The 17,895-nt window shown below is 38.4% G+C and carries 11 protein-coding genes; 4 read left to right on the forward strand and 7 right to left on the reverse strand.

Translation table 11 applies throughout. The features are described 5' to 3' along the window. Positions 1-120 precede the first annotated feature (120 nt). Entirely contained in the window at positions 121-1,305 is a 1,185-nt protein-coding gene (locus NCWK1_RS20960) for an NAD(P)H-quinone oxidoreductase subunit H (RefSeq protein ID WP_096578886.1), read from the reverse strand. A 630-nt stretch (positions 1,306-1,935) separates the two neighbouring features. Here NCWK1_RS20960 and NCWK1_RS20965 point away from each other — a divergent pair. The 4 genes from NCWK1_RS20965 (at position 1,936) to rsmH (ending at position 11,662) form a co-directional block, all read left to right on the forward strand. Then, positions 1,936-7,365, forward strand: a complete 5,430-nt coding sequence (locus NCWK1_RS20965) for a trifunctional serine/threonine-protein kinase/ATP-binding protein/sensor histidine kinase (RefSeq protein ID WP_103126042.1) — start codon at positions 1,936-1,938, stop codon at positions 7,363-7,365. 380 nt (positions 7,366-7,745) lie between these two features. After that, entirely contained in the window at positions 7,746-8,450 is a 705-nt protein-coding gene (locus NCWK1_RS20970) for a nuclear transport factor 2 family protein (RefSeq protein ID WP_096578882.1), read from the forward strand. A gap of 202 nt (positions 8,451-8,652) precedes the next feature. Further along, on the forward strand, positions 8,653-10,566 hold the full coding sequence (locus NCWK1_RS20975) for a M48 family metallopeptidase (RefSeq protein WP_096578880.1): 1,914 nt from the start codon (positions 8,653-8,655) through the stop codon (positions 10,564-10,566). A 199-nt stretch (positions 10,567-10,765) separates the two neighbouring features. After that, on the forward strand, positions 10,766-11,662 hold the full coding sequence (gene rsmH / locus NCWK1_RS20980) for a 16S rRNA (cytosine(1402)-N(4))-methyltransferase RsmH (RefSeq protein ID WP_103126043.1): 897 nt from the start codon (positions 10,766-10,768) through the stop codon (positions 11,660-11,662). Between the two features lie 125 nt (positions 11,663-11,787). Here the strand turns inward: rsmH and NCWK1_RS20985 are convergent, their stop codons facing one another. The 6 genes from NCWK1_RS20985 to NCWK1_RS21010 form a co-directional block, all read right to left on the reverse strand. Then, positions 11,788-12,426, reverse strand: a complete 639-nt coding sequence (locus NCWK1_RS20985) for a MotA/TolQ/ExbB proton channel family protein (RefSeq protein WP_096578876.1) — start codon at positions 12,424-12,426, stop codon at positions 11,788-11,790. 69 nt (positions 12,427-12,495) lie between these two features. Next, the gene (locus NCWK1_RS20990; protein WP_103126044.1) at positions 12,496-13,248 is read right to left on the reverse strand and encodes a DevA family ABC transporter ATP-binding protein; all 753 of its coding nucleotides are present in this window, start codon (positions 13,246-13,248) and stop codon (positions 12,496-12,498) included. Positions 13,249-13,261: 13 nt separating this feature from the next. After that, entirely contained in the window at positions 13,262-14,422 is a 1,161-nt protein-coding gene (devC, locus tag NCWK1_RS20995; protein WP_103126045.1) for an ABC transporter permease DevC, read from the reverse strand. Positions 14,423-14,461: 39 nt separating this feature from the next. Further along, the gene (locus NCWK1_RS21000; protein ID WP_103126046.1) at positions 14,462-15,748 is read right to left on the reverse strand and encodes an ABC exporter membrane fusion protein; all 1,287 of its coding nucleotides are present in this window, start codon (positions 15,746-15,748) and stop codon (positions 14,462-14,464) included. Between the two features lie 23 nt (positions 15,749-15,771). Further along, on the reverse strand, positions 15,772-16,362 hold the full coding sequence (locus tag NCWK1_RS21005; RefSeq protein WP_103126047.1) for a TetR/AcrR family transcriptional regulator: 591 nt from the start codon (positions 16,360-16,362) through the stop codon (positions 15,772-15,774). Between the two features lie 374 nt (positions 16,363-16,736). Continuing rightward, positions 16,737-17,717, reverse strand: a complete 981-nt coding sequence (locus NCWK1_RS21010; protein ID WP_096578866.1) for an aldo/keto reductase — start codon at positions 17,715-17,717, stop codon at positions 16,737-16,739. Positions 17,718-17,895: the final 178 nt, after the last annotated feature.

A 17,895-nucleotide genomic window follows, 5' to 3' on the forward strand; every position in this document is an offset into this window, starting at 1 on the left:
GCGATCGCGTTTTCTATTAATGAATCAATTTTTCCTAAGTCAGTTTCTCTATTAAATTTTCACTTCCAATTACTTTGTATTTTAGGGCAGGCAAAATGCCTACCCTAAAAGAATCATCGCTTATCTGTCTACAGATCCCATGATTACGTCAATACTACCGAGAATCACCACAACATCTGCAACTTTCATACCCCGCAATAAATGAGGCAGAATTTGTAAGTTGTTGAAATCTGCTGGGCGAATTTTCCAGCGCCAAGGGAAGACATTATCATCACCAACGAGATAAATGCCTAATTCACCTTTACCGCTTTCGACACGGGCATAAATTTCACCTGCGGGCATTTTAAAAGTGGGGGAAACTTTCTTGCCAATAAACTGGTAATCAAAAGCATCCCACTCGGATTTTTTGCCAGCAGCTAGGCGTTTAGCTTCTAGGTTTTCGTAGGGGCCGCCGGGTAGTCCTTTGATGGCTTGCTTGATAATTTTCACGGATTCGCGCATTTCTCGCATCCGCACCATGTAACGGGCTAAACAATCACCAGTAGTTTCCCACTGAACGTCCCAGTCAAAATCGTCATAGCACTCGTAATGGTCAACTTTACGCAAATCCCACTTCACGCCAGAAGCGCGTAACATAGGGCCAGACAGCCCCCAGTTAATTGCTTCTTCGCGGGTAATTGTGCCAATACCTTCAATACGACGGCGGAAGATGGGGTTATTGGTAACTAACTTTTCGTATTCATCAACTACAGGTAAAAAGTAGTCACAAAATTCGAGACACTTATCTACCCAACCATAAGGCAAATCAGCAGCTACACCACCAACGCGGAAGTAGTTGTTATTTACCATCCGGTAGCCTGTAGCCGCTTCCCACAAATCGTAAATCATCTCCCGTTCTCGGAACTGATAGAAGAAGGGAGTTTGTGCGCCCACGTCAGCCAGGAACGGGCCGAACCACAGCAAGTGGTTGGCGATGCGATTTAGTTCTAGCATAATGACGCGGATGTAGCTGGCGCGTTTTGGTACAGCCACACCAGCTAACTTTTCTGGGGCGTTAACAGTAACAGCTTCGTTAAACATTCCCGCTGCATAGTCCCATCGACTAACGTAGGGGACGTACATAACAGTGGTGCGGTTCTCGGCAATTTTTTCCATACCTCGGTGTAGGTAGCCGATGACCGGTTCACAATCAATGACATCCTCGCCATCCAATGTGACAATTAGCCTCAGAACCCCGTGCATTGAGGGGTGGTGTGGCCCCATATTCAGCACCATTGGTTCAGTACGGGTTTCTAGTCTTGCCATAAATTCCGTGTTCTCCCATGATCAAAAGTTGAATGGAACCGCGTAGATGCCAACCAGACCGATAAAATCGTGTCTGCCAAAATTAAGTTTGTAGGGGCAATAACTTGAGGGTAAACCCTACATCCATTGCCAATACAGAAGTTTGTTGGAGAAGAGGTGGCAGCAGAGGGATTTTATGATGTTTCTTTTTGTTTCACTTCTTCAACTATTATATGGAGCTTGAGATGCCGGAAATTCAGGCATCGGAATTTTTTCAACTCTGTGTTAGCAAATCGAAAAATTTTTCTCCTCAAGTGCGATCGCAAAGCTTCATCTATTTTAAGTACAAGCACAGTAGCTTTTAAAGCAATGTTGTACTTAGAATAATCCTAGGGGTCATCTTATAGGAGAGCTTGGTAATTTACTGAATTTAACTAATTTTTCATAATCCAAAATGTTCTGTTGTAAATCTGTCTCTGTATATTTCTATCAGTTTTAACTGCAAGTTGATACTCAAAAAACTGATATGAGGCATTAAGAAGATACATGATTGTGATAATTGCTGGAGCAATGGGAATAATTAAATAAGAAGCTCTTCCATAACTAGCGAAGATTTTATTAAAAATTTTGTCCCTTTAAAATTAAAAATCAATGGCACACCTTACAGAATATCCAATTAAAGCCACGCTCCATGAAGGAATTCAAACTATTATCTATCGCACTCAAATACCAGAAACTCAACAACAAGTTATTCTCAAGTTACTAAAAAATGAATATCCTAAATTGGAAGCTTTTACTCGCTTAAAAAATGAGTATTTAATTCAGCAAAATCTAGATTCTCCTTATATTATTAAGGCTATCTGTTTAGAGAATTTTGAGCATCGTGTAGGACTAATATTAGAGGATTTTGGTGGGCAGTCTCTAGCACAAATTCTTAAAAATAAAGAACTTGAATTAACTCAATCTTTAAAAATCAGTATTCAATTAACTAAAGCTTTAGATTATCTTCATCAACACCAAATTATTCATAAAGATATTAAACCTAGTAATATCATTATTAACTCGCAAACAAATTTAGTTAAACTTGCTGACTTTGGTATAGCCTCGCGTTTAAATAAAGAAACTCCCCAATTTACTAATCCTAACTGTGTTGAAGGGACACTCGCCTATATGTCCCCTGAACAAACAGGGAGAATGAATCGCATTCTTGACTATCGGAGTGATTTTTATTCTCTGGGTGTAACTTTATATGAAATGCTCACTCAGCAAATACCTTTTTTCAGCCCAGATCCCCTGGAAGTTGTTTACCGACATATTGCAGTTACAGCAATCAATCCTCAGTCTTTAAATCCCAACATTCCCACCGCAGTTTCAGAAATCGTCATGAAACTGATGTCCAAAAATGCTGAAGATCGGTATCAAAGTGCAACAGGATTATTAGTTGATTTAGAAACTTGTCTGGAAGAATTAGAAAGTAGAGGAGAAATTACTAACTTTATTCCAGGTCGTTTAGATGTTTTAAGTCAGTTATTAATCCCGCAAAAGTTATATGGACGAGAAGCACAAGTCAATGAACTTTTAGCTGCGTTTGAGCGAGTTAATTCTGGAACTAGCGAAATTATGCTAGTTTCTGGGTATTCTGGTATTGGCAAATCTGCGTTAGTTAATGAAGTTAATAAACCAATTACCCAACGTCAAGGTTACTTTATTTCTGGGAAATTCGACCAATTAAAGCGGAATGTTCCCTACGCTTCATTAATTCAGGCTTTTACTTATTTAGTGCGCTGTTTATTGACTGAAAATCAGGAAAAAATAGCAACATGGAAAACCAAAATATTAGCAGCATTAGGTAGTAATGGAAAGGTTATTACTGATGTTATTCCTGAAATTGAATTAATTATTGGCAAACAACCAGAAGTTCCAGAACTAGGAGCAACAGAATCTCAAAATCGCTTTCATCGTGTTTTTGAAGATTTCATCCAAGTTTTTACTCAAAAAGAACATCCATTAGTTATCTTTTTAGATGATTTACAATGGGCAGATTCTGCCACTTTAAACTTAATTAAACTGCTCACGACTAACTCTAAAAGCCAATATTTGTTATTTATCGGTGCATATAGAGATAATGAAGTCAGCCCCACTCATCCTTTAATTCAAACAATTGAAGAAATTCAGCTTACTGGCACAATTGTTAATAATCTTGTTCTACAGCTTTTAGATTTAAATCATGTTAATCAACTGATTGCTGAGACTTTGCAAGCAAGTCGCCATACCCAAGAGAGAGATGTAAAGTCTACAGCTTTTGAACAGCAAATTAGCCAATTAGCCGAATTAATTTTTAATAAAACAGGCGGTAATCCCTTCTTTTTAACCCAATTGCTACAAGTACTTTATCAAGAATACTTGTTGAGCTTTGATTTTAATAGTCAACAATGGCAGTGGAATTTAAAAAAAATCCAATCAATTGGCATCATTGATAAAAATGTAGTGGAACTGGTTGCCAGTCGTCTAGAAAAACTACCTCAAGTCACCCAAGAAGTTTTGAAATTAGCAGCTTGTGTAGGCGATAGATTTAGTCTAGATGTACTGACAATCATCAATGAAAAATCCCCATCAACGACAGCCAATGAATTATATCCTGCTTTACAAGCTGGGTTAATTCTGCCTTTAAACGAAAATTATCGTATTCCTTTAGTTTTTAATCAAGAAGAAGCGGTCAAGTTAAAATTTGAGACTGCCAAAATCAGTTATAAATTTTTACACGATAGAGTACAACAAGCTGCCTATTCATTAATTCCCGAATCGCAAAAGCAAGCGACTCATTTAAAAATAGGTCAATTGCTTGTCCAAAATACTCCCAAAGAGGAAATAGAAGCGAATATTTTTGATATTGTCAACCAATTAAATGTAGGCGTTAATTCGTTAATTGACCAATCACCAAAAACGGAATTGGCAAACTTGAATTTAATTGCCGGACGTAAGGCAAAAGCATCGACAGCTTATGAAGCTGCTTTAAAATATTATAAAATTGGGATAGAACTTTTAAGTGTAGATGCTTGGCACACTGAATATAACTTAGCAATAAGTTTATATGAAGGCGGTGCTGAAGTTGCTTATCTTGGGGGCAATTTTGCCCAGATGCAGCAATGGGCGAATGTAGTGCTACTAGAGGGTCAAACCTTACTAGAGAAAGTGAAGGTATATGAAGTACAAATTATTGCCTCGATTATCCAAGGTCAACAATTAAAAGCCATTCAGACAGCATTATCAGTGCTGCAATTACTAGGAATTAAAATTCCCGATAAACCAACAGCAGTTGAGTATGAACAAAGGATAGAGGAGATTACAGCTAATTTACAAGAAAGAGCGATCGCAGATTTAATCAACTTACCATTAATGACCGATCTGCAAAAGATAGCAGCAATGAGAATTCTGATGGGAGTTCTCCCTGCGGCTTTCCAAACTGCGCCTGAGTTAATGCCTCTCATTGCCTATGAAATGGTGATTTTATCTTTAAAATATGGCAATACATCTGTTTCTGCATACGGTTATAGCTTATATGGATTACTGCTTTGCGGAGTCCAAGGGAAAATTGATGTTGGCTATGGATTTGGTAAACTGGCATTAAATTTAGTCTCGCAATTTAATTCTGAAGAACTAAAAGCGAAAATTCTCACAGTTGTTAGTGCTCATGTTATGCACTGGCAAGAGCATATTCAAGAGACATTCATCACCGCTAAACAAGGATATGCTAGTGGTTTAGAAACCGGGGATTTAGAATATGCTGGGTATTGTGGATATATCTATCCTTATCATTCATTTTGGTTAGGTAAAGAACTCTGGATTTTAGAAAAAGAACTGGCAGCTTATTGTGAATCACTGAAAAAAATCCAGCAACAAGTTGCCTTAACTTGGAACTCAATATATTTGCAAACAGTATTAAATTTGAAGGGCAGTCCAGAGAATGTTTGCTGTTTAATGGGTGAAGCTTACGATGAACGAGTGATGTTACCAGTGCATCAGCAGGTGAATGACTTGTACACGATGAACCACCTGTTTATTAATAAGTTGATGCTGGCTTATATGTTCGGTGAACATCAGCAAGCTGTAGAATATGCAGCAATGACAGAAAAATCTTTAGGCGGCGTTACGGGGCTATTTGTTGTTCCCTTATTTTATTTTTATGATTCTTTAGCACAACTGGCCAATTATCATACAGCTTTAGAATCTACGCAGCCAGAAATTTTAGAAAAAGTCCGAAATAATCAGCGAAAAATGGAACTTTGGGCGAATCATGCACCCATGAATCACCTACATAAATTTTATTTAGTTGAGGCAGAAATATATAGAGTTTTGCAGCGCCACCTAGAGGCGATGGATTACTATGAGCTTGCAATTCAAGCATCACAAGCTCATGGTTATCTCTTAGATGAAGCTTTAGCATACCAGTTAGCTGGAGAATTTTATCAGTCTTTAGGGAAAGAATTAATCCAGCAAGCTTATATCACTAAAGCTTATTATGCCTGTATTCGTTGGGGTGCGATCGCCAAAGTTAAATACTTAGAAGTAAAATATCCTTTTTTAGTTAAACAAACCACTAATACCGAAACTTTTACGTTCAAACCAGATATCACTCACATGACAACTACCACTACTACCAGTAGTGGTTTAAGTGATTTCTTGGACTTAAATACTTTTGTTAAAGTTTCTCAAGCAATCACCAATGAAATTGTTTTAGAAAATTTGTTGGGTAAGTTAATCAAAATTTTGTTAGAAAATGCTGCTGCCCAAAAAGCCGTATTACTACTAGTAAAAGAAAATCAGCTATATATCGAAGCTGCGGGTAATGCTGTAGATGAGATAGCCACAGTTTTACACTCAATGCCTGTTGAGGGTTATCAAGATTTACCTGTGTCTGTGATTAATTATGTTTTCCGCACTCAGGAAAACTTGATATTAAATGATGCGATCGCTACTGAGCCTTTTAACCTAGATAGATATATCCAAGCATCAAAATCTAAATCATTACTTTGTTTGCCAATTATCTATCAATCAAAACTCACTGGGATTATTTATTTAGAAAATCAACTGTCAACTGGGGCATTTATTCCCGAAAGAGTGCAAGTATTAAAAGTCTTGATTTCTCAAATGGCGATCGCTATTGAAAATGCTCGATTATATGCTAACGAACAAGATAAGTCTCGACAATTATCCCACTCTTTACAAGACTTACAGGCGGCACAATTACAAATTATCCAAAGTGAAAAGATGTCATCTTTAGGCAATTTAGTTGCCGGAGTAGCACACGAAATTAACAATCCATTGAGCTTTATTTCCGGTAATCTTGACTTAGCCAAAGATGCTGTAAATGATTTAATTGACTACCTGCAACTTTATCAGGCAAACTTTCCTAGCCCTGGAGATGAAATTGCTGATAAAGCTGAAGAAATAGATATAGATATCCTGTTAGATGAATTACCCAAAATGATTGATGGGATGAAAACAGGTACAAAACGAATTAGGGAAATTAGTACTTCACTGCGTACTTTTTCACGCGCCGATACTAAATCTAAAGTATCAGCGAATATCCATGATGGGATTAACAGTACCTTGATGATTTTACAACATCGCTTAAAAGCTAATTCTGATCATCCTGGTGTCCAAGTTATTAAAGAGTATGGCAATATTCCCTTGGTAGAATGTTACCTAGGACAGCTGAATCAAGTCTTTATGAATATCTTGGCTAATGCCATTGATGCTTTAGAAGAAGCTTACTCTGCCCATAAAATGTCTGATAATTCAGCAGATATTAATAACATAATTACTATTAAAACAGAAGTAGATCATCTTAATCAATATGTAGTAATTAAAATTAAAGATAATGCACAAGGTATGCCAGAAGAAGTTAAAGCATGTATTTTTGACCATTTATTTACTACTAAAACTGTTGGTAAAGGCACAGGATTAGGTCTATCTATAAGTCGGCAAATCATTGTTGATAATCATGGTGGTAGTTTAAATTGTGAGTCTGTTTTAGGAGCAGGTACAGAATTTATAATTTCTATTCCTATCTCTTGTTGAGTATTAACTATTGATAATTATTTAATCTATATACCCGTTTTCTTCAAGGAGACGGGTATTATATTTTCATATTTATTTTATAAATTTTTTATAAACTAAAAGTAGTTATACCGAAATATTTTCAAATGAGAATAATAGCCTTGAGACTATTTTTATCACTACAAATTAGTTGGAATCCTCAGTTACATCTAATATATAAACTGTTATTAATATTTATATGCCCAAAAGTTATTAAATAAATCTTGAGGGATAAGTTTTCACTGGTGAAATAAAAAAAGTTTAGCTATTTGTAATTTCAATTAGTTAAATAGTTCCCTGTCTCCAGTAATAAATCATAACGAAATTCCAGACATAAACTTTAGATATCAAAAGTTAATTCCATGAAAAAAAGCAGAGAAATTAAGCAAGTAGCATCAAATCTATTTTCATTACTTGTAAAGCGGTTAAGCTTGATTTTACTGGCTGGTGTGATGGTTCTGCTAGTGGGAAGTAAGTTTGATGCAGTAAGTGCATCACAACCGAATGCAGAATCTGAAATTGAAAGTTTGGCAGTTTGTTACGCATTAGGAACTGATGCTATTGGTCGCGGAAATTTGCAAGAAGGTATAAATACTTACCAAAAATGTTTTACTTCAGATGCTAAAATAACAGCAATTTTTCCCAATGGCGCTCAGGCAACATTTATTGGTGCAGTTAATTGGGCTAATTTTGTCTCTTCAGTATTTCAAGGTAATGGATATACGGCTACTCAACATTTGTTGGGTAGTTTCGATATAAATGTCAACAATAATACAGCAACCATGTCCTCTTACCTTCATGCAACCCATAAGCTTTCCGATACCAGCATTGACGTTGCGAATGGTACCTATGTAGATAAAGTTGTCATTCAAAATGGTAAATGGAAAATTAAGGAACGTGTTCTGACACTGATTGATTTCTTAAATCTTTCTTCTCCTGGTTCTTCTGAAGCGGAGGTTTCTTCAGCCGCTAGAAGTAGTAATTCTGTTTCTAATACTTCCTCTGATGATTCTGATTCTAATAATTCCAAAAAACCACATAAACCACATGTTGCTGGTTATATGTAAGAAGGTTACACAGAGTTTAATTTGGGCTTAGTCAAAAGTTAGGACAGGTATTTTACCTGTCCTAAAAAGTATCAACTCAGAGCATTATATATTTACGTAGAATGGCACAAAGAATAAATGACTTCAGACTTCTGCATTTTTACGTAAGTCAAGCAGATATTATGTCAGCTATATTGCAAATTGAACGAGCTAGTAAACATCTATGGCTTTCGATCAACAGCGTTTTGATAAGCTAATTCAGAGATTAGAAATTTTTGCTAGTCAACAGCCGCCTATTTATAGATTGCAAGTTGCGTTTTTGGCTGTGTTGGGCTACGCCTATATATTTCTTATTTTAGCAGTAACAGTAGGATTGCTGGTAGGTATTATTTGGTTAATGCTTACTACTAAATCATCATTTGGCACTTCAGCACTGAAAGCTGTGATTGTTTTGGTAGCGATCGCTATTATACTGGTGCGATCGCTTTGGGTATCATTTCCCCCACCCACGGGGTTAGCATTACGTCGCAAAGATGTACCTAGCCTATTTTGCTTAGTTGATGATATCTCCTCAAAACTCAAGGCTCCACGATTTCATCACATCTTACTGACAACAGATTTTAACGCCAGCGTCGTCCAAAGACCACGTTTAGGTTTATTTGGCTGGTATCAAAATTACCTGATTGTGGGCTTGCCATTGATGTTAGCATTGCCTCCTGAACAATTTCGGGCGGTTTTAGCCCATGAGATGGGACATATTTCGGGAAATCACAGTCGTTTTGCAGCTTGGATTTATCGTCAACGTCTAACTTGGTATCGTATTGAAGAAGGACTAGGAAAAGGTGGCAATGAATCATCATGGTTCATATTTAAACAATTTTTGCAGTGGTACATTCCATTTTTTTATGCGTATTCTTTTGTGTTAGCACGGTTGAATGAATACGAAGCTGATAAATGTGCTGTTGAAATAGCAGGAATAGAACACTCTGCTAAAACTCTGATGAACGTGGAAGTAAAAGCTAGATTTTTAGAAAATTATTTTTGGTCTGATATTTATCAGCAAGTACAGACAGATATTGAACCACCAAAAACCAGTTATACAGCGATGCAAACAGCTTTGGCTCAGGGAGTACCGCTGAAAGAAGCCAGTATTTATTTAACTCAAGCACTTGCAAAAAAAACTAATAATGCAGATACTCATCCTTGCCTAACAGATAGATTAAAAGCTTTGGGTTGTATCCCTAGCATTCAGGAAGAATTAGCGGTATCTGCACCAGTCAGACTCAGTGCGGCTCATGAATTTCTAGGGACTTCCTTAGAAAAATTTAGAGCTGATTTTAGTCAAACTTGGTATGAGAAAGTAGCAACACCTTGGCGACAAAAATATGCAGAAGTTCAGCAATCATTAGCTTTATTAGAAAAGTTGAATGCTAAAGCTGAGAGACAACAGCTATCTTTGGGAGAAGCGACTACAAGAGCTTTGCTCACATTTGAGTTAGACGGTGAAGAAGCTGTTATACCGTTATTACGAGAAGTTATTAATTTAGATCATAACCATGCTTCCGCTAATTATTTACTAGGACAAATATTATTAAAACAAGAAGATGCCAGCGGCATCGAACATATTGAAAGAGCGATCGCTCAAGATATAGACATAGGAATTGACGGTTATCAGATAATTTTTTCGTTCCTGAAAAAACAACGACAAGATGATCGGGCTGAACTATATCAAGAGCGTGCCGAAAAGCATTATGATTTAATATTGCGAGGTCAAAAAGAACGTTCTAGTCTACAGACAAATGATGAGTTTAAAGCTCATGATATTTCAGAAGCAGAGATAAATAAGCTGCGTCAGCAATTATCTCGTTATCCACATATCACAACTGCTTACTTAACGCAAAAAGTTGTGCAGTATTTCCCAGAAAAACCACTTTATATTTTGGCTGTAATGCGAAGTTTTAGCTTTTGGGAAAATAATCATGATGCTGATAACGCACAACTGGTTGATGCTCTGTTAAAAGAAGTTGAATTACCAGGGGGAGTATTTTGCTTTATTTTGAACAGTAATCTCAATTTTGAGAAGAAATTCAAACAAATACCAGATGCAACTATTTACCAACAGAAAATAAAAAAATGATAGCTTTGATTCTTCATATCTCTGCGTGCAGTCAATTTCTATCCAGATTCAAATAGATAATAAATCTGTGTGGTAATATTGTAGGGAAATTCTATTTTATTTGTGAGAATATTTTTAACGAACTGCAACGAGCGCAGAGGGCGCTAAGATAAAGTTTCACAAATTATTTAGAACTACTACAGATTTTTTTCTAAGTCTAATGAATTCTGACTCTTCCCCATCGCTAATTATTGACGAACAGATATTTTATCATCTACCTGTGTTACCGCAAGAAGTAATTGCAGGTTTAGCAGTGTCTGGGAAAGGTCATTATCTGGATACAACTGTAGGTGGTGGTGGTCACAGTCGCTTGATTTTGCAAACTGCGCCGGATATACAGTTAACGGCTATTGACCAAGATGAGGATGCTTTAGCCGCAGCTAAAAAAGAATTAGCGGAGTTTGGCGATCGCGTAAAATTTATTCAAAGTAATTTTGCTGCTTATCCGTTTCCCGCAGGGACTTTTAACGGTATTCTCGCCGATTTAGGAGTGAGTTCTTATCAGTTAGATACTCCAGAAAGGGGTTTTAGCTTTCGCCATACTGCAAGTTTAGATATGCGGATGGATAAGCAGGGTTTACTAAGTGCGGCTGATGTGATTAATGAGTGGGATGAAAGGGAACTTGCGGATATTTTCTTTAAATACGGTGAAGAACGATTATCTCGACGTATTGCTAGACGCATTGTTGAACGTCGTCCCTTTTCCACAACGACACAGTTAGCGGAAGCGATCGCCTCTGCTGTTCCCCCCAAATACCGTTATGGTAGAATTCACCCAGCGACCCGCGCCTTTCAAGCTTTGCGAATTGTCGTCAATGATGAGTTAAAGTCTTTAGAAACTTTTTTAGAAAAAGCACCAAACGCCCTAGTTCCTGGTGGGAGAATTGCTGTGATTAGTTTTCATAGTTTAGAAGACCGCTTAGTTAAGCATGGTTTACGCAATTCTCCCTTACTGCGAGTGCTTACGAAAAAGCCAATCACAGCCCAAGAATCGGAAATTGCTCATAACCCGCGATCGCGTTCTGCCAAACTGAGAATAGCAGAAAGAGTCAACTGAAGTCTGAAGTCTAAAGTCTGAAGTCTGAAAGTTTATTTTTTGAATTGATTTAGGAATAGCGAAGACAGTTAGCAAATCAGGAAATAATAAAATAAAACTTGAACAGCAAAAGATTTTTAACTCTGTTACCTGTCACCTCTTCTTTCATAACGACGACGATAGAGTAACTCTAACTGTCCGCCATACTCTTGAATGCGTGCAAGTTGGCGCTGGTAGAGTCCTCGGAAGGTGTTTGCAAACAACAGTGTAAAAATAGCCACGACTAATCCTGATGCGGTGGATACCAAAGCTTCACTAATCCCAGCAGTTACCCCGACTGTTGTTGTACCACCCACATCACCAATATTTAGCGAAGCAAAGGACGCAATTAATCCTAAAACTGTACCCAGCAAACCTAATAATGGTGCAAGACCGATAATCGTATCAAAAATGTTTTGAAAGCGTTTGAGTAAGGGTATTTCGGCTTGTGCTTCACTTTCTAGCGCCAAACGAAATTCTTCTGGTGTTGGTTCTTCTAATTCTAAAGCGGCGAGAAAAATTCGGGCGATGGGTAAGTCTGTATTTTGCTGTAATTTGTCTAAAGCACCAACCACATTATCTGAGCGATATAGCTTGAGTACTTCTTTGACAACACTATTTTGGCGATTGGTAATTCTGATCCAAAATAGAACACGTTCAATAATCAAAGCCACTGCTAACAGAGAGAACCCCAGCAGCGGCCACATAACCACGCCACCAGCGACGAATAAATTGCTAATTTGCATTTTAGTCAAGAGTCAATTGTCATTGGTCATTTGTCATTAGTTATTCTCCTCTGTACCTCTTGCTTGTATTCAGTGCATTTTGGTTACTACATCTACACCATCACTTTTGAGTATTCCATCTTCCATATAAATGATGCGATCGGCAATATCTAAAATCCGGTTGTCATGGGTAACTAGCAAAATTGTACAGCCTTGTTCCTTAGCGAGTTTCTGCATTAATTCCACAACATCACGTCCAGATTTTTTATCGAGGGCGGCTGTGGGTTCGTCTGCTAAGACAATTTTAGGATGGCTGACTAAAGCACGGGCGATCGCAACTCGTTGTTTTTGTCCCCCAGAAAGTTTCTCTGGGTAATAATTTACACGTTCGCCTAAACCAACTGTTTCGAGCATGGCGATCGCTTTGGCATCCATATTTTCATTAAGATATTCATCATGCAATTCTAAAGACATACGCACATTTTCTTTTACTGTCAGAAATGTCATCAAATTATGCGCCTGAAAAATATAGCCAATCTGACGACGTAGTACTGTTAGTTTTCTTTTACTAGCACCGCAAATTTCTTGTCCTAAAATTTTTAAACTACCTTCTTGGGCAGAACGTAGTCCACCTAATAAAGTCAATAAGGTGGTTTTACCCGAACCAGAAGGGCCGGTCATAATTACAATTTCACCAGCATTAATCTCTAAATTAATATCAAATAAAACTTGTTTTTTTAGTCCCCCTTCCCCAAAGTAGTGATTCAATTTATGGACGGTAATCACAGGTTCTAAATTAGCAGATAAGTTAGAAGAGTTGACTGGCAGAGATTCTTGTAACATAAAATTTTAATGGTTAGAAAATATCAGCAGGATCAGCAGAACTGAGTTTACGCATAGCGATCGCCCCAGACCCTGTACACATGATGACTGTTAAAATAAACACAGTGATTGCCCGTTGTGAATTCATAAAGATGGGCAACATAGTGGCAGTGTAGGCGAGTTGATACAAACCTATAGAAAAGAAAAATGCCGGAATAAAACCTAAGAAAGCGAGAAATAATGCTTCTTGAAATAAGACTACCAACAGATAGCGATCAGTGTAACCCATTGCTTTCAGCGTCGCATATTCGGGTAAATGGTCAGAAACGTCGGAATAAAGAATTTGGTAAACAATAACGATACCAACAATAAAACCCACTCCCACACCTAAACCAAAAATAAAGCCAATACCTGTACCGTTAGACCAGTAGGATTTTTCAATTTGCGCGAATTCTTCTGGGGTTAAAACTACAACATCTTTGGGTAATCCAGCAGCTAGTTGCGCTTGTATTTTCAACGGTTCAGCATCTGGTTTAAGAGTAATTAACCCAACCTCAATGCGGTCTGGCTTCCGTTCAGGAAAGATTTGTAAAAAAGTAGAGTCACTGGTGATGACATTACCATCCGCCGCAAAAGATGCACCATTACTAAAAACGCCTTTGACGCGGATATTTTTATTGTTCAATTCCGTGTCAAACTGACCTGTTTTTTGAAAAATATCGCCCACAGCGCCATATTCTGGACGACCTGCTTGGTCAAACAGAACTTGATTTAATTGTTTGATGGGGTCTAGATTGTTTTGAATTTCGGGAAAATTAAACGCAGATTTTGCCGGGTCGATACCCCAAACTAAAATGGCGCGTTCTAACCGAGTTTCGGGATTGCGCCATTGTCCAGTGCTGATATAAACCGGATTCACTGACTGTACACCCTCATAACCTAATGTTTGGTACAGTCGCTCTCTCGAAAAACTTTTAACAGAAAACAGGGTTTGAAATTGGGGATTAATTAATACCAAATCTGCCTGTAAACTGCGATGTGGTTTAATAGCCGCATCAAACAATGCCCCTTCAAATCCCATCTGAATAAATATCAGCATATCGGCAAAGGTAATACCTGCGACTGCTATTAATAAACGAGTTCTTTCTTTTAATAATTGCCGCCATGCTAACGGCGTTTTGAGGAATATTTTCATATTTGCTCAATGTCCCAAGAATGATACTTCAGACTTTTTTTAAATTTCAATTGCTGCTTGCACTTGTAAGTTGGTGAAACCTGCAACTTTTTTACTATCTTCATGGTTGAGGCGAATTTTCACTTCTACAACTCGGCTATCTAAGTTTTCTCCGGGTTGGTTACTAAAGACGTTTTGACGGTTGACTTGTAAACCAACGTAGAAAACTTCACCGCGCAGTTCGCCGTTAAATGCTTGGCTAGTTACTACTGCTGTTTGTCCGAGTTTTACTTTGCCGATATCTGTTTGATAGACTTCTGCAACTGCAATCATCTGTTGGGTTTGAGCTAAGTCTGCAATGCCGTTATCACTCATTTTTTCGCCAACTCTGGTGTGAATCTTGAGTATTTGTCCGGTCATTGGCGCTCTGATATAAGCTGCTTGTAAGTCAGTTTGGGCGCGTTTGAGTGAAGCGATCGCATTTTCAACTTCCATTCTGGCAGCTTGCACATCCACGGGGCGGACTTCGGCAATACTGGTGAGTGTGGCTTTGGCTTCACTGACTTGCTTGTTACCAGTGGCGTTAATTCGCGCTAGGGAAACTTTCGCTTCCGCTAGTTGTCTGCTGGCTGTGGAGTTAATTCGCGCTAACACTGCTTTAGCTTCGTCTAGTTGTTGTTTTGCTGTTTCAACCAGCAAGCGTTTACTATCAAAGGCAGAGTTAGAAATTGCACCTTCGGTATATAGCGTTTGATAACGTTGATATTCGGCTTGGGCGTTGTTTAATTCTGCTTCTAGCCTTTTAATTGCTGCGGCTTGGGCGATTCTATCACCTTCCCATTGGGCTTCGATCCGGGCGATCGCTTCTCGTTGTCCAATTGAATCTCCTACAGATTGAGCTTGTAGGCGTTCAATGCTGGCTTGTTGTGCCAAAATTTCGCCAGTCTTCGCACCTGCTTTAACTTGATCAAGTTTGGCTTGAGCCACGCGTACTTGTTTTTCGGCTTGGAGTACAGCAGTTTCTAAGCGATCGCGTGAATCTAAAATTGCGACTATCTGCCCAGCTTGAACAATATCGCCTTCTTGGACACGAATTTCTTGGACGCGATCGCCATCCAAAACCAATGGTGCAGATAAGCTAATTACTTCTGCTTCTGGTTCTAGTCTGCCTAAAGCTGTGACTTTCGGTAATGATGTTGTGACAGCCGGTTCCTGAGAAGCAGTTCTTCCCATTTGCCCAAACTGGGAAATACCATAAACCACAATTCCACCAGTAATGGCGGTAGCTGCAATTATTAAACCCAGTAATTTTTTATTGGCAGGTTTCAATAGTAAATTTTGTCCCATATTCCCCTCTAAAAATGAAATCTCTAATTAACAGAACTAGTAACGTTATGTTGCAAATAAACAGTCAACATTTTTCCTAGTAAAGCGCACTGTTCAACAAAATCGATTGTTTCGTTACCACATAATTTCTCCAGAATTAACCCATTAATAAAGCTCAAGACAAAAGAGGCTAAAACCTTATCTTGAACTCCCAGAAACTTACAAGCAGCTTGCTGATAACGCTGATTAGCACCTTGAAAAACACTACTCTGATGCCGCATTTTTTTTGCATCTTGGTGCTGACAAAAATCCACCCAGACAAACGTCCATTTAATAAAATAATCTTCATTTTTTACTAGATATCTTCCTAACGCTGCCATTGCTTCTGACAGAGTTTCCTTGCCCTCTAATTCCGCCAAAGCTGCACTTACATCCTGTTGCGAAATCTCTTCTACTAGTTGTTCAAATAACGCTTCTTTACTAGAAAAGTAGTGATACAACGTCCCCGTGGAAACCCCCATTCCTTGAGCAATCTGCCGCATAGTAACGGAGCCATAACCTTTTTGGGCAAATAAATCAAAGCATTTGCACAGAAGTTCTTTGCGGTATTGGTCATGGTCAACAATCTTGGGCATGGGTCAATTTTTATTTATATCGAACGCTCGTTATTTATAATCTACTAACAAAGGTCTGCTCAGGCAAGACATTGATAAAAACAAACACTACTCCAACAAAAGTTACATTTTTCGATTTTATGTAGTGTTGTTTAACGATGAATAAGATCTTAATGCAGGCAACTTGCTGAGTTGAAGAAGACTATGGCTGTAATTGCTTAATTTATACTTGTATACACTTCTTAATTTATTCCTAAATATCAGCCCTGTCAAGGAGAAATCAAGGTGTAGTTAGACAAAAGTAATAGCGTTATAAGACTCAACAGTTGTAAAAATATAGTATGTTAGGTCATTGAATGAGACCCAACATACTGATGATTTTTAGGCTGCGTTCCTTAACGGTTAACAGTACTCATATCAGAATAGCGTTCCCCTGCGGTTACGCCTTTGGGTGCAGCAGCTTCAAGGCGATTTAAATCTTCTGTTGTCAAAGTAATCTCAGTAGCAGCGATATTTTCCTCTAAATAAACACGGCGTTTTGTACCAGGGATAGGAACAATATCTTCACCTTGGGCTAAAAGCCAGGCTAGAGCAAGTTGACTGGGTGTTACGCCTTTTTCTGTGGCGATCGCTTTTACTTGGTCAACTAATTGCAGATTTTTGTAAAAATTATCACCTTGAAAGCGCGGAGCATTTCTGCGATAGTCATCAGCGGCTAAATCATCAGGGCTAGTGATTGCGCCTGATAAAAATCCCCGCCCTAGGGGACTGTAAGCCACAAATCCAATTCCCAGTTCCCGGACAGTCGGGAGAATTTCGTCCTCTGGGTCGCGGCTCCAGAGGGAGTACTCTGTTTGTAGTGCGCTAATTGGATGGACTACCTGCGCCCGTCGGATTGTCGCAGGTGCTGCTTCCGAAAGTCCTAAATAGCGGACTTTACCTTGCTGGACTAACTCGGCCATTGCGCCTACGGTGTCTTCAATTGGCACATTAGGGTCAACCCGATGTTGATAGTATAAATCAATTACTTCAACTCCCAAGCGTTGCAGAGAAGCATCACAACATTGATGCACATATTCTGGTCTACCACTAACACCTTTCCAACCGCCATCTTCAGTCCGGACATTACCAAATTTGGTTGCTAACACTACTTGATCTCGGTGTTCTTTAATGGCTTTGCCGACTAATTTTTCATTGGTAAACGGCCCGTACATATCAGCAGTATCAAGGAAATTCAACCCAAGTTCTAAGGCTCGATGAATAGTGGCGATCGCTTCTTGTTCATCACGACCACTATAAAATTCAGACATCCCCATACAACCAAGTCCGAGTTCAGACACTGCTAATCCTTGCTTGCCGAGTTTTCTAGTTTTCACAAAAACATATCCTTCTGATTGAACAAAACACCGCTATTTAGCAGTATTTTAATCATCAAGTCATCTAGCCAAAGAAATACTTAGCCATCAATATAGGATTCATATTTGATAGTTGAAAAAAATCAGTACATTTCTATCTACCTTATTTGCTTTTTCCTCTCTACACAAGTATTTTAAG

It is taken from the genome of Nostoc cycadae WK-1 (genome assembly GCF_002897135.1).
Lineage (GTDB): Bacteria > Cyanobacteriota > Cyanobacteriia > Cyanobacteriales > Nostocaceae > Nostoc_B.

Coding starts and splice junctions, on each gene's coding strand:
- rsmH (WP_103126043.1), top strand. CDS start 10,766: ATGAATTCTGACTCTTCCCCATCGCTAATTATTGACGAACAGATATTT.
- NCWK1_RS21000 (WP_103126046.1), bottom strand. CDS start 15,748: ATGGGACAAAATTTACTATTGAAACCTGCCAATAAAAAATTACTGGGT.
- NCWK1_RS20965 (WP_103126042.1), top strand. CDS start 1,936: ATGGCACACCTTACAGAATATCCAATTAAAGCCACGCTCCATGAAGGA.
- NCWK1_RS20990 (WP_103126044.1), bottom strand. CDS start 13,248: ATGTTACAAGAATCTCTGCCAGTCAACTCTTCTAACTTATCTGCTAAT.
- NCWK1_RS21005 (WP_103126047.1), bottom strand. CDS start 16,362: ATGCCCAAGATTGTTGACCATGACCAATACCGCAAAGAACTTCTGTGC.
- NCWK1_RS20970 (WP_096578882.1), top strand. CDS start 7,746: ATGAAAAAAAGCAGAGAAATTAAGCAAGTAGCATCAAATCTATTTTCA.
- devC (WP_103126045.1), bottom strand. CDS start 14,422: ATGAAAATATTCCTCAAAACGCCGTTAGCATGGCGGCAATTATTAAAA.
- NCWK1_RS20985 (WP_096578876.1), bottom strand. CDS start 12,426: ATGCAAATTAGCAATTTATTCGTCGCTGGTGGCGTGGTTATGTGGCCG.
- NCWK1_RS20975 (WP_096578880.1), top strand. CDS start 8,653: ATGGCTTTCGATCAACAGCGTTTTGATAAGCTAATTCAGAGATTAGAA.
- NCWK1_RS20960 (WP_096578886.1), bottom strand. CDS start 1,305: ATGGCAAGACTAGAAACCCGTACTGAACCAATGGTGCTGAATATGGGG.